This window comes from Dyella japonica DSM 16301, assembly GCF_001010355.1.
In the GTDB taxonomy this organism is placed as follows: domain Bacteria; phylum Pseudomonadota; class Gammaproteobacteria; order Xanthomonadales; family Rhodanobacteraceae; genus Dyella; species Dyella japonica.
The window spans coordinates 18,988-30,978 of the sequence record NZ_JPLA01000026.1; the positions used below are offsets into that span (position 1 = coordinate 18,988).

An 11,991-nucleotide genomic window follows, 5' to 3' on the forward strand; every position below is an offset into this window, starting at 1 on the left:
CTTAGCAGAGGAGGAGTGAGTGAAGGGGAGTGAGAAGTGAGAGAAGGCGGCGTTTCGCTCTCTCTCACTTCTCACTCCTCCATCTTCACTCCTCGCCCTCAATGGTGGCCGCGGTAATTCTTCTCGCCCGCCGTCACTGCCAGATCCAGTCGATTCTCCGGCGGCGCCAACGGACAGGTCGCATACGGCGTAAACGCGCATGGCGGGTTATAGGCGCGATTGAAGTCGAGCACGACCTTGCCGTCCTTCGGCAGATCGGCATACATGAAACGGGCGGCGCCGTAGGTTTCCTTGCCCGAGGTGCGATCGGCGATCACGAAGAACAGCGAGTCGGGTTCTTCCTGGATCGGCATCAGCTCGTAGGTGTGACCATCGCGATGGAACACGGCCTTGCCCGGCACCTTCTCCTTGTTGACCGTACCCAGCACCGAGCCGATCTCCAGCTCATGCGGCGGATTGAACGGCACCCAGTCGGCCACGATGCGCCACGACGGATCGGGCGTGTAGTAATCCAGCCCGAGGAAGTGCGTACGCGTTTCGGCGTTGCTGTCCTTCACGCGCAACGCCTTGCGGCCGTCGCGCTCGATCACCAGGAAGCTGGCCGATCCGAACGCCACCACGGACGGCGCGCCGTCACCGGCGTGCATATCGTCGACCAGAGCTGCTTCGGGCACGGTCTTGCCGTCCACGGTGGCGGCGCTGTGCGGGTCGAACACGATGTGCGTGCTGCCGTCCTTGGCCAGGGTCACCACACCCAGGTGGGCCGGGCCGGCTTTCAACACGATGTCGTTGTCGGCTGCGCTGCCCACGCGATTGGCGCCTTCCTGCAGCCAGTCCAGGCCGATCAGGCTGAGCCAGCCGGTGGGAGCAGTGAGGCCGGCAAGACGCTTGTTCTGCCAGTTGACGTTCTGCTGGGCGAAGTCGGTCGCCGCAGCGGTGGTGGGGGTCTGAGCTTGCACGGTGGCAACTCCAAGGCTCAAGGCAAAGGCGAGAACGGCGGTACGCAACATGGCAGGCCCCGTCGGAATGAAACAGCAGTATGGCCGTCCATTTACAAACCGGGCAAGCGCGCCTCAGTACAGAAACTCATCAGCGCCCGCGCAGGAACAACTTGTCCAGCTCGGGCAGGCTCAACTGCGTCCAGGTCGGGCGTCCGTGATTGCACTGCCCGGAACGCTCGGTCGCTTCCATTTCGCGCAGCAGTGCATTCATTTCAGGAATGGTGAGGCGGCGACCGGCACGCACCGAGCCATGGCAGGCCATGGTGGACAGCAGTTCGTTCTCCAGCTCCTGCAGGCGACGCGAACTGCCGTGCTGGGCGAGCTCGGAAAGCACGTCGCGACACAGCTGCGCCACGTCGGCGCCTTCCAACAAGGCGGGAATGCGCCGCACCACCACGCCGGACGGACCGCTGCGCGAAAGCTCCATGCCCCACTCCGCCAAGGCTTCGGCGTGCTCCTCGGCCGCGGCTGCCTCTTTGGCACTCACCGCCACATTCATCGGCACCAGCAACATCTGCGAACGCAGGTTGCTGCAGACGCGACCGGCCTTGAGCTTCTCGTAGGTGATGCGCTCATGCGCGGCGTGCATGTCCACCAGGATCAGGCCATGCGCATTTTCCGCCAGGATATAGATGCTCTTGAGCTGCGCGATGGCAAAGCCCAGCGGCGGCGCTTCCTCTTCGGAGGCGTCCGGCATCGGCGCGTTGGCGGCGAACGACAACGGCGTGGACACGGTCGCCGGTTCACCCAATAGCGCGGCGTAGCCGGCGAGCGGCTCGTCCCGCACACCCAGGCTCAGGCGGCTCTGGCTCAAGGCATTGGGCCATGCAGGCGCCGAGCTGGCCGATCCCGACGACGAGGCCATGCTGTAGCTGTACGACGGCGCTGCTGCCGCCACCGGCGACTCGACGGAAGGCAGGCCGACGTTGCCTGCACGCGTCTGCGCCAGCGCTTCATGCAAGGTGCGGAACAGGAAATCGTGCACCAGCCGCTGTTCGCGGAAACGCACTTCACTCTTGGCCGGATGGACATTCACATCCACGCCGACCGGATCGAGTTCCAGATACAACACGAACGCCGGATGACGGCCATGGAACAGCACGTCCGCATACGCCTGACGTACCGCATGCGCCACGATGCGATCGCGCACCAGCCGGCCGTTGACGTAGAAATACTGCGAATCGGCCTGCGAACGCGAGGCCGTCGGCAAGCCCACCCAGCCCGACAGATGCAGGCCGGCGGCGGCGTGATCGATGCGCAGGCTTTGCGCGGGAAAATCCTCGCCGAGCACTTCGGCCACGCGCTGCAAGGCGGCGTTCTCGTCGCGCGCGGCTTTGAGCATGCGCACCGGCTTGCCGTTGTGGCTCAGGCGAAATTCCACCGAGCCGCGCGCCAAGGCGAGCGACTTCAGCAGGTCGTCGATATGCGCGAACTCGGTGCGTTCGGCACGCAGAAATTTTCGGCGCGCAGGCACGTTGTAGAACAGGTCGCGCACCTCCACGCTGCTGCCTTGCGGATGCTGCGCGGGACGCGCCGCCTGCAACTTGCCGCCGTCCACTTCGATGCGGAACGCCGTATCCAGTCCCTGCGCGCGCGAAGTCAGCGCGAAACGGGCCACCGAGGACACCGACGCCAGCGCCTCGCCGCGGAAACCCATGCTGGCCACGTGCTCCAGGTCATCGAAGCTGCCGATCTTGCTGGTGGCGTGCGAAGCCACCGCCAGCGCCAGCTCGTCGGGCACGATGCCGCAGCCGTCGTCGCGCACGCGGATCAGGCGCGACCCGCCCTGCTCGATATCCACTTCGATGCGCGTGGCGCCGGCATCGAGGCTGTTTTCGACCAGTTCCTTCACGACGGAGGAAGGCCGTTCGATCACTTCACCGGCAGCGATCTGATTGATGAGTTCGGGAGGCAGGGGACGAATGACTGGCATCGGCGAAGCTTAGAACCTGACGGCCCCCGGCGAAAGCAGAACGCCGCCCGAAGGCGGCGTCGTTGGTCATTCGTTGAGCAGCCGTTTCAGCCGGCCGGTATGGCCAGCATCATGCCCACGCGCACCGAGCTGTCGCTGTCGAGCTTGTTCGCGCTCTTGATCGCGTTGACGCTGACGCCGTACTGCTTGGCGATGCTGCGCAGGCTCTCGCCCCGCTCAACGCGATGCAGGTCCTGCACGCCATCATCGGCGCGGCTGCCGGCGCTCGGCGTGGAAGCCATCGCCTGTGCCACGGCACGGGTGGCCTTGGCGGCAGTCTCATCGTCACCCTGCGAGCTGGCGACATTGGCCATGCCATTGCGACGCGAGGCCTGCGCGGCAAACCAGCTGCCCGGCGGCGGCGTGGCTTCGAAATAGCCGCGCACACCCGTCATCACCGCCGCAGCGAGGCGCGACTGGTGCGATGGATCGCGCAGCTTGCGCTCCTCGTCCGGATTGCTGATGAAGGCGGTCTCGACCAGGATCGAGGGCACGTCCGGCGAGCGCAGCACCACGAAGTTGGCGCGCTCCACGTAACCGCGATGGGTGGGGCCGAGATTTCCCAGCGCCTTCAGCACGTTGCCCGCCACCGACTCGCTCGCCTGCATGGAATAACCCTGCTGCAGGTCGAGCAGCACGGCGGCCAGGCCATCGTTCTTGTCGTCCAGCGTCACGCCGCCGATCAGGTCGGCCCGGTTCTGGCCATCGGCCAGCCAGCGGGCCGCCATGCTGGTCTTGCCGCGCGGCGACAGCACCCATACGGACGAACCCTTGGCATCGCCGTTGATGAAGGCGTCGGCGTGGATCGAAACGAACAGGTCAGCCGAATTGTTGCGCGCGATCTGATAACGCTGCGCCAGCGGGATGAAGAAGTCGGCGTTGCGGGTGAGCACGGCACGCATGCCGGGCTGTTGGTTGATCTGATCGGCCAGCTGACGCGCCACCGCCAGGGTGACGTTCTTCTCCAACGTGCCGCCGGGACCGTGGGCGCCCGGGTCATCGCCGCCGTGGCCGGCATCGATGGCGATCACCACCTTGCGCTCGCCATTGAGCAGGCTGGCCGCCGCACGGGTCGAGGCCATGCCGCTCTGGGTCGGCTTGAGCGAGGAACGGGTCGAGCTGCGCGATTCGGGCATGGGCGCCGGCGGCATGGCGGCCGGCGGCGGTGCCGCTTCGGGCGCTGCGGCAGCCGAGGTGGAGGCGCTGTCGCCGTCGTCATCCGATGGGGCGGCAGCCGGGATGGGAATATTCGGTACAGGCCGTTTTTCCGGCGACGAGGCCTTAGCCACCGAACCGCTGCCCGGGTAAAGGTCGACCACCAGCCGGTAGCCGTACTCCGCCTGCGGCTTGAGCAGGAAGCTTTTGACGCTGCTTGAGGGATCGACCTTCGCGGTCAGGCGGACATTGCTGCCCTGCCTGGCGCCACTCATGCTCTTGTACAGACCGGTGGCAGCCGGGTAGTTGAAGCCACCAACGACCGAACTGCCGTTGATGTCCACCGTCAGCTCGTCGCCGTCCTGGTTGACCTTGTAGGTGACCGGGCCGGAAACATCGAGCACCACGCGGGTGTATTCGGGGCCTGCCCAGACGCGGGCGGACTTCACATCGGCCGCTCGTGCCACGCAAAAAGGCACCACGGCCAGCATGGCCATGGCACTGAGCAGAGCAGGATGCGTCCTATATCCCTTCATGGAGCGGAATTGAAGCCCACCCGCCCGGGGATTGCAATAGGTTTTCCCTTGAATATCCATAACCTGCGTAAGCTTCGTCAGTCAGCATCCAGCTATCGGCCGCAAGCCACGCAAACTGAAGGCGAATTTCGCCATACCTGCCAGACGAAAAATCTCAACAAGTACCGATACTTAGGTGATTTTGGCGGCCTCAGGCCAGGCGCGAGGTGACCGCTGCACCGCGGGGCGTGCGCACTTCCATGCGGGCATGGCGCCCGGTGCCGGCGTAACTGAGGTGGACCACGAGATCAGGGGCGGGCAACGCACCGGCACCACGCTCGGGCCATTCCACCAGCACCAGAGCCGAGGGATCGGACAACGCGTCCAGCCCCAGCCACTCCAGCTCGCCGGGATCGGCGATGCGGTAAAGATCCAGATGCCAGGCCGGCCGGCCGTTGGCGCGATAGGACTCGACCAGACTGTAGGTCGGGCTCTTGATGCGCTCGCCCACGCCCAGGGCACCCAGCAGCGCACGGGCAAAGCTGGTCTTGCCGGCGCCCAGGTCGCCATGCAGGTAAACCACCAGGCCATCATCGAGCGCACCGGCCAGGCGGGTGGCCAGCGCGGCGGTGGTGGCTTCGTCAGGGAGATTCCAGCTCGATTCCGTCATCGGTCGATTCCGTTGAGCAGCCGGCGCAGCGGCTCCAGCAGGTCGGTGGCGATCAGACCACGCTCACCGCCATGTCGCGCCGCCACGTCGCCCGCGCGAGCATGCAGGGCAACACCCAGCGTCGCGGCATGCCAGGCGTCGCAGCCCTGCGCCAGCAACGCAGCGACGATACCGGTCAGCAGATCGCCCATGCCGCCGCTGGCCATGCCCGGATTGCCCCAGGGGCAAACGGCAACGTCTCCCTTGGGATCGGCCACCAGGCTGCCTGCGCCCTTCAGCACGGCCACGACGCGATAGCGCGTGGCCAGTTCGCGAACAGCCGCAAAGCGGTCAGCTGCAATGGCCTGGGTATCGCATCCGAGCAAACGGGCCGCCTCGCCGGGATGCGGCGTCATCACCACCGGACGGGAGAACTCGCGCGGCTCCAGCGCCAGCAGATTCAAGCCATCCGCGTCGAGCACCAACGGCAGATCGGCATCGAGCGCGGTCAACCACAACGCATGCCCCCACGCGCCCTGCCCCAGTCCAGGTCCCACCGCGAGCACGCTGGCGCGCGGCAGCAAAGCCTCCAACGCCTGCGGCCCGTTCACGTCGTGTGCCATCAGCTCCGGCCGGGCGCTGTTGAGTGCGATCAGATGTTCGCCGCGCGTGGCGACGCTGACCAGTCCGGCGCCACCACGCAGCGCCGCCTCGGCGCACAGGCGGATGGCACCGGCCGTGCCGTGATCGCCGCCAATGGCCAGCACGTGCCCGTTGCTGCCCTTGTGCGCTTGCCTTGGACGCGGCGGCAGCGTCCATGGCTGCATCAGTTCGGCATCCGCCTGTGCGTCCTGCCATAGCGTTTCCGGCAAGCCCAAGGACTCCCACTGCACCGTTCCCACATAGCCCGGCGCCAGCCCCGTGTAGAGGCCGCGCTTGGGCGCGATAAACGTTACGGTGACACTGGCCTGCACCGCCTCACTCGGCACATCGCCGGTATCGGCATTGACGCCCGAGGGCACGTCCAGTGCCAATACCGGCGCACCGGTTGCTTTTATGTGCTGGACCAGTGCAGCGGCTTCCGGTGCCAGCGCGCGCTGCAGGCCGGTGCCGTACAAGGCATCGACATGCACATCGACCGCGGGAAGCTCGACGGCGTCGTTCCACGCGTGCACCGTACCGCCGCCGTGCTCGAATTCGTGTCGCGCACGACCAGCGTCGTCGCCACGGCTTTCGCCCAGCACAAAAACCTCGACATGCAGGCCGGCCTCGCGCGCCAATGCCGCCAGCAGGAAGCCGTCGCCACCGTTGTTGCCAGGACCGCAGTACACCGCGATGCGCCGCGCCTGCGGCCAGTGCTGGCGCAGGCACACCAGCGCCGCAGCCGCGGCACGCTGCATCAGTTCAAATCCGGGAATGCCGAGCTCGTCGATGGCGCGGCGATCGAGCGCTCGCACCTGTTCGACGGTATAGAGCTCGTGACGATGGGCGTGTGAAGTCATGCGGGAATTATAGGCATGCCGGCGCAGGCCTTAGCGCACATACCGCCTACAATAGGCACATGTCCTCCGTTGCCGCCCCACCCGCCGACTACGCTGCGCTAGCGCTCGACATCAAGCGCTGGGCGCTGGAACTCGGCTTTGCCGATTGCGGCATCGCCGGCACCGAGCTGGGCGAGGACGAGGTGCACCTCAAACGCTGGTTGGACGATGGCCATCACGGCGAGATGGATTACATGGCGCGCCACGGCGACAAACGCAGCCGCCCGGCGGAACTGGAACCGGGCACGCTGCGCGTCGTTTCCGTGCGCATGGATTACATTCCGCCGGGCACGCGCAATGCGTGGAATGTCCTGCACGATGCCGACGCCGGTTACGTCGCACGCTATGCGCTGGGCCGCGATTACCACAAGCTGATGCGCAACCGCCTGCAGAAACTGGCCGAGCGCATCCATGGCGCGATCGGCGACTTTGGCTATCGCGCCTTCGTCGATTCGGCGCCGGTGCTCGAAAAAGCACTGGCCAGAAACGCGGGACTGGGCTGGATCGGCAAGCACACCGTGCTGATCAATCGCAGCGCCGGCTCGTATTTTTTCCTCGGCGAGCTCTACACCAATCTGCCGCTGCCGGTGGATGCACCCGCCAGCGCGCACTGCGGCAGCTGCCGCCGCTGTATCGATATCTGCCCCACGCAGGCGATCGTCGCGCCGTACAAGCTCGATGCACGACGCTGCATTTCGTATCTCACCATCGAGTTGCGCGGCAGCATTCCCGAAGAACTGCGCGAGCCGATCGGCAACCGCATTTTCGGCTGCGACGATTGCCAGCTGATCTGCCCCTGGAACAAGTTCGCCCAGGATGCGACGGAGCCGGATTTTGCACCACGCCATCGGCTCGATGGCGCGAAGCTGGTGGAGTTGTTCGGCTGGAGCGAGCAGGAATTTCTGCAGCGCACGGAAGGGATGGCGATCCGTCGCACGGGTTACGAAGGTTGGTTGCGCAATATCGCAGTGGCGTTGGGCAATGCGCCGCATTCGGATGAAGTGCGCAAGGCGCTGCTTGCGCGCAGCGATCATCCGTCGGAGATCGTGCGCGAGCATGTGGCGTGGGCGCTGGCCAAACATCCCGCCTGACGTACACAAATTGCTTAACCTGTGGGAGCGCAACCTGTGCGCAACGGACGCCTCGCGAGGCCCGTCGCGCACAGGGTGCGCTCCCACAGTTTGTACTCTTTTTAGACCTTGCGGCGCGCCTGGATTTCTTCAATCAAAGCCTGCGTGGACGCATCCAGGCCAGCGACGCTCTTGGCCCCACTCGCATCCAGCGCCGGCAAAATCTGCCGCGCAATCGACTTGCCCAACTCCACGCCCCACTGGTCGAACGCGTTAACGCCCCACAGGTGCCCAAGCATGAACACCTTGTGTTCGTAGAGCGCGATAAGCGCGCCGAGGCTTTCCGGCGTGAGCGCATCCAGCAGCATCACCGTGCTGGGTCGATCGCCCGGGAAGGTGCGCTGCGCGGCCAGCACGCGGCGCTCTTCGTCGGTGCCCGACTTCGCTTCGGCGAGCGCTTCGTCGAAGGTCTTGCCCAGCGCCAGCGCGGCCGCCTGCGCCAGCAGGTTCGACAACAGCGCTTCGTGGTTGGCGATGAGATCGTGCGCGGGCTTCACCACGCCGATGAATTCCAGCGGCACCACGTCGGTGCCCTGGTGCAACGACTGGAAATACGCGTGTTGCGCATTCGTGCCCACGCTGCCCCATACCACCGCCGAAGTCGGCTGCGCCACCGGCTGGCCTTGCTTGGTGACCTGCTTGCCCAGGCTCTCCATTTCCAGCTGCTGGAGATAGGAGGTGAGATCTGTCAGCAGGTCCGCGTACGGGATGACCGCACGACTGCCGCGGCCTTGAACGTCGCGGTTCCAGTATTCCACCAGGCTCAGCAGCACCGGCAGGTTTTCCGACCAGACCGCGCTGCGGAAATGATCGTCCACCAGCGCCGCGCCCCGGAGCAGCTCATGGAAGTTGTACGAACCGATGGCCAGTGCGAGCGACAGACCGACGGCGGACCACAGCGAGAAACGGCCGCCGACGAAATCCCACATCGGATAAACCTGCGCCGCCGGGATGCCCCACTTTTCCGCCTCGGCGACATTGGCGCTCACGGCCAGGAAGTGGCGCGACACGGCCGCCTGGTCGCCATCGTAGGCGCGGCTGATCCACTCGCGCATCACGTTGCCATTGAGCAGCGTTTCCTGCGTGGTGAAGGTCTTGGACACCACGATCACCAGCGTGCGCTTCGGATCGAGCTGATGCATCAGCTCGTAGGCAGACTGGCCATCCACATTGGTGAGGAAATGGCTGCGCAGCCCCGGCACGTGATACGGTGCGAGCGCGCGGGCAGCCAGGCGCGGCCCGAGGTCCGAGCCGCCGATGCCAATATTGACGATATCGGTGATGCCGGGCGCCACGCCGTAGGCGCTGGCGTCGCCGAGCTCCACGGCCTTGACCAGCGCATCGATGCGCTTGAGGGTGGCGTCGATTTCCTTGAGCGCGTCGCGCGGTGCGGGCGACGGCAATTGCGAGCCGCCAGCGCGCAGCGCGGTATGCAGCACCGCACGGCCTTCGGAGGTATTGATGGGCTGGCCGGAGAACATCGCATCGCGCGCCGCCTGCCAGCCACTGGCTTCGACGTGCGCGCCCAGCGCATCGAGCGCGGCCTGGTCGAGCTTCTGGCGGCTCAGGTCGAGCAGGATCGGCCCGAGGCGATGTCGCAGGCGCTTGCCGCGCGTGGCGTCCTTCAGCAATTCCCGCAGGTGCGTGCCTGCGAGACGGTCAACATGTGCTGCGAGAAAAGACGGACGGCGCTCGGACGACATAGGATCTACGCTCAGCCAACAGAGACGTCGATCTTACGCAGCTTTCCGCCGCCTGCGCCACCAGATTGTTGCAGCGCACCCAGCACCCCGCCCGAGGGCGGGGCAAGGCATCAGGCAGCGGCCATCTGCTTGGGGATCGAGCGATTGGTGTGCGAGATGGCGTTGTTGGCGTCCACGTACACCAGGGTCGGCTGGAACTGCTCGAGCTCGGCTTCGGACAGCTGGCAGAACGCGGCAATGATGACCAGGTCGCCCGGCTGCGCGCGATGAGCGGCGCTGCCGTTCACCGAGATGATGCCGGAGCCTTCTTCCGCACGCAGGGCGTAGGTGACGAAGCGCTTGCCGTTGTTGATGTTCCACGCATGGATCTGCTCGTACTCGCGAATGCCGGAGGCATCGAGCAACAGGCCGTCGATGGCGATGGAGCCTTCGTAATGGAGCTCGGCATGGGTCACCGTCGCACGGTGGATCTTGGCCTTGAGCATGTTCAGGTTCATGACTTCAGTTTCCGGCAGGAATAGCCCGCGTAGCCCACTATTATCCCGCCGAGACGCGCCGCGTCGCAACATGGGGTCCCGGCAGGCCCTTGATGGGGTCGCTCAGTCGAAAGGCAAGTTGTCGATCAGGCGGGTCGAACCCAGGCGGGCGGCGATCAGCGCCACCAGGCCTTCCGTCTCGCCGTCGACCGGCTCGGCCAGGTCCTCGGAACGCCGGATGGCGCAGTAATCAGGCTCAAAGCCCGCCCGGGCAAGCTTGGAGGCCGCCGCCTGCTCCACCACCGACCAGGCATGCCCCTTGGCGATGAGATCGCGCATCTGCTGCAGGGTGGCGTAGATCTGCGGCGCCAGGGCGCGGTCTTGCGCCGAGAGGTACTGGTTGCGCGAGCTCAGGGCAAGGCCGTCGTCGGCGCGCAGCGTCGGCGCCGCCATGATCATCACCGGCAGGGAGAGATCGCGGACCATCCGCTCGATCACCTTGAGCTGCTGGAAATCCTTCTGGCCAAACACTGCCAGGTCCGGCTGCACCAGGTTGAACAGCTTGCACACTACCGTGGCCACGCCATCGAAATGGCCGGGACGATGGGCGCCCTCCAGCGTCTCGGTGAGCTGCGGCACATGAATGCTCACGCTGTTGGCCGCACCGAACGGATAAAGGATGGACACGTCCGGCGCGAACAGCAGGTCGCAGTCCTGTTCGGCCAGCCCTACCTGATCCTGCACCAGGGTGCGTGGATAACGCTCGAAGTCTTCGTTGGGACCGAACTGGGTGGGATTGACGAACACGCTCGCCACCACCCGATCGGCGCGGGCGCGGGCCAGCTTGATCAACGAATGGTGGCCGGCGTGCAGGTTCCCCATGGTGGGCACGAAGCCCACCGTGAGGCCCTGGCCGCGCCAGCCACGGATGGTGGCGCGGAGCGCCGCGGCATCTTGCACAGTCTGCATGTCTTTGAGCTCTGCTGCCTCAGTCGAAGCAATGTTCCGGTGCCGGGAAGGCGCCACTGCGCACATCCTCGGCATAGGCCGCGATCGCCGCAGCCACAGAGTCGCGTCCTGCGAGGAAATCCTTGCTGAACTTGGGTCGCTTGCCGGGCGTCACCGCCAGCATGTCGTGGATCACCAGCACCTGCCCGTCGCAATGCGGACCGGCGCCGATGCCGATGGTGGGAATGGACACGGCCCGCGTGATGCGCTCGCCCAGCACGGTGGGAATGCCTTCCAGCACGACCAGGTCGGCACCGGCCGCTTCCACCGCCTTGGCGTCTTCGACCAGACGGTCGGCGGCGTCCTGCGCACGGCCCTGGATGCGGAAGCCGCCGAACTTGTGCACCGATTGCGGCGTCAGGCCCAGGTGGGCGCACACGGGAATGGCGCGCTCGACCAGGGCAGTGATCACTTCGAGGATATGCGGCGAGGCGCCCTCGATCTTCACCATCGAGGCGCCGCCTTCGCCGACCAGCTGCGCGCCGGCCTCCAAGGCATGGGCGACATCGCGGTCGGCCATGAACGGGAAGTCGGCGATAAGCAGCGTCGCGTTCAGTCCGCGCGACACGATGCTGGTGTGATAGACCATGTGGTCCAGCGTCACCGGCAGCGTGCTCTTGTGTCCCTGGATCACCATGCCCAGCGAGTCGCCCACCAGCGCCACGTCGACGCCGGCCATTTCCAGTTGCGCCGCGAAACTCGCGTCGTAACAGGTGAGCATCACGATGCGTTGGCCTGCTTCCTTCATCGCGCGCAGCGACGGCACGGTGACCGGCTTGCGCGTGGGGGCATTCGCTTTTTGCGAGTACACGACAATTCCCTAGGACAGAGGCAGGCGCGG

10 protein-coding genes are annotated in these 11,991 nt (G+C 65.8%); 1 reads left to right on the forward strand and 9 read right to left on the reverse strand.

All coding sequences use genetic code 11. The annotated features are described in order from the left end of the window. Nucleotides 1-98: 98 nt before the first annotated feature. The 5 genes from Y882_RS10290 to Y882_RS10310 all read right to left on the reverse strand — a co-directional run bounded on the left by Y882_RS10290 (nt 99) and on the right by Y882_RS10310 (nt 6,794). Complete coding sequence (locus tag Y882_RS10290; protein ID WP_046971825.1) at nt 99-1,010, reverse strand: DUF1684 domain-containing protein; 912 nt, start codon at nt 1,008-1,010, stop codon at nt 99-101. A 79-nt stretch (nt 1,011-1,089) separates the two neighbouring features. Then, nucleotides 1,090-2,934, reverse strand: coding sequence for a DNA mismatch repair endonuclease MutL (gene mutL / locus Y882_RS10295; RefSeq protein WP_046971826.1), 1,845 nt, complete (start codon nt 2,932-2,934; stop codon nt 1,090-1,092). 86 nt (nt 2,935-3,020) lie between these two features. Beyond that, a complete protein-coding gene (locus Y882_RS10300; protein WP_046971827.1) occupies nt 3,021-4,664 on the reverse strand; it encodes an N-acetylmuramoyl-L-alanine amidase in 1,644 nt (547 codons plus the stop codon). Nucleotides 4,665-4,854: 190 nt separating this feature from the next. After that, complete coding sequence (tsaE, locus tag Y882_RS10305; RefSeq protein ID WP_046971828.1) at nt 4,855-5,313, reverse strand: tRNA (adenosine(37)-N6)-threonylcarbamoyltransferase complex ATPase subunit type 1 TsaE; 459 nt, start codon at nt 5,311-5,313, stop codon at nt 4,855-4,857. Further along, nucleotides 5,310-6,794 (reverse strand): NAD(P)H-hydrate dehydratase, encoded by a 1,485-nt coding sequence (locus Y882_RS10310; RefSeq protein WP_046971829.1) that lies wholly within the window; start codon nt 6,792-6,794, stop codon nt 5,310-5,312. The genes tsaE and Y882_RS10310 overlap by 4 nt, the downstream gene beginning before the upstream one ends. Before the next feature lie 59 nt (nt 6,795-6,853). Here Y882_RS10310 and queG point away from each other — a divergent pair, with 59 nt between their 5' ends. Beyond that, nucleotides 6,854-7,924, forward strand: coding sequence for a tRNA epoxyqueuosine(34) reductase QueG (queG, locus tag Y882_RS10315; protein WP_046971830.1), 1,071 nt, complete (start codon nt 6,854-6,856; stop codon nt 7,922-7,924). Nucleotides 7,925-8,025: 101 nt separating this feature from the next. Here queG and pgi read toward each other — a convergent pair whose 3' ends face one another. From pgi to panB, 4 genes are all read right to left on the reverse strand, one after another. Then, nucleotides 8,026-9,666 (reverse strand): glucose-6-phosphate isomerase, encoded by a 1,641-nt coding sequence (gene pgi, locus Y882_RS10320; RefSeq protein WP_046971831.1) that lies wholly within the window; start codon nt 9,664-9,666, stop codon nt 8,026-8,028. Between the two features lie 110 nt (nt 9,667-9,776). Beyond that, nucleotides 9,777-10,163 carry an aspartate 1-decarboxylase gene (gene panD, locus Y882_RS10325; RefSeq protein ID WP_046971832.1) on the reverse strand — a complete coding sequence of 129 codons (387 nt, stop codon included), beginning with the start codon at nt 10,161-10,163 and terminating at the stop codon, nt 9,777-9,779. Nucleotides 10,164-10,265: 102 nt separating this feature from the next. Further along, a complete protein-coding gene (gene panC, locus Y882_RS10330; protein ID WP_046971833.1) occupies nt 10,266-11,111 on the reverse strand; it encodes a pantoate--beta-alanine ligase in 846 nt (281 codons plus the stop codon). A gap of 19 nt (nt 11,112-11,130) precedes the next feature. Beyond that, complete coding sequence (gene panB, locus Y882_RS10335; protein WP_046971834.1) at nt 11,131-11,961, reverse strand: 3-methyl-2-oxobutanoate hydroxymethyltransferase; 831 nt, start codon at nt 11,959-11,961, stop codon at nt 11,131-11,133. Nucleotides 11,962-11,991 lie beyond the last annotated feature (30 nt).

Bases quoted from the DNA above. Each gene is read 5' to 3' on its own strand.
- tsaE (WP_046971828.1), bottom strand. From the start codon at position 5,313: ATGACGGAATCGAGCTGGAATCTCCCTGACGAAGCCACCACCGCCGCG.
- panC (WP_046971833.1), bottom strand. From the start codon at position 11,111: ATGCAGACTGTGCAAGATGCCGCGGCGCTCCGCGCCACCATCCGTGGC.
- pgi (WP_046971831.1), bottom strand. From the start codon at position 9,666: ATGTCGTCCGAGCGCCGTCCGTCTTTTCTCGCAGCACATGTTGACCGT.
- Y882_RS10300 (WP_046971827.1), bottom strand. From the start codon at position 4,664: ATGAAGGGATATAGGACGCATCCTGCTCTGCTCAGTGCCATGGCCATG.
- queG (WP_046971830.1), top strand. From the start codon at position 6,854: ATGTCCTCCGTTGCCGCCCCACCCGCCGACTACGCTGCGCTAGCGCTC.
- panD (WP_046971832.1), bottom strand. From the start codon at position 10,163: ATGAACCTGAACATGCTCAAGGCCAAGATCCACCGTGCGACGGTGACC.
- Y882_RS10290 (WP_046971825.1), bottom strand. From the start codon at position 1,010: ATGTTGCGTACCGCCGTTCTCGCCTTTGCCTTGAGCCTTGGAGTTGCC.
- mutL (WP_046971826.1), bottom strand. From the start codon at position 2,934: ATGCCAGTCATTCGTCCCCTGCCTCCCGAACTCATCAATCAGATCGCT.
- Y882_RS10310 (WP_046971829.1), bottom strand. From the start codon at position 6,794: ATGACTTCACACGCCCATCGTCACGAGCTCTATACCGTCGAACAGGTG.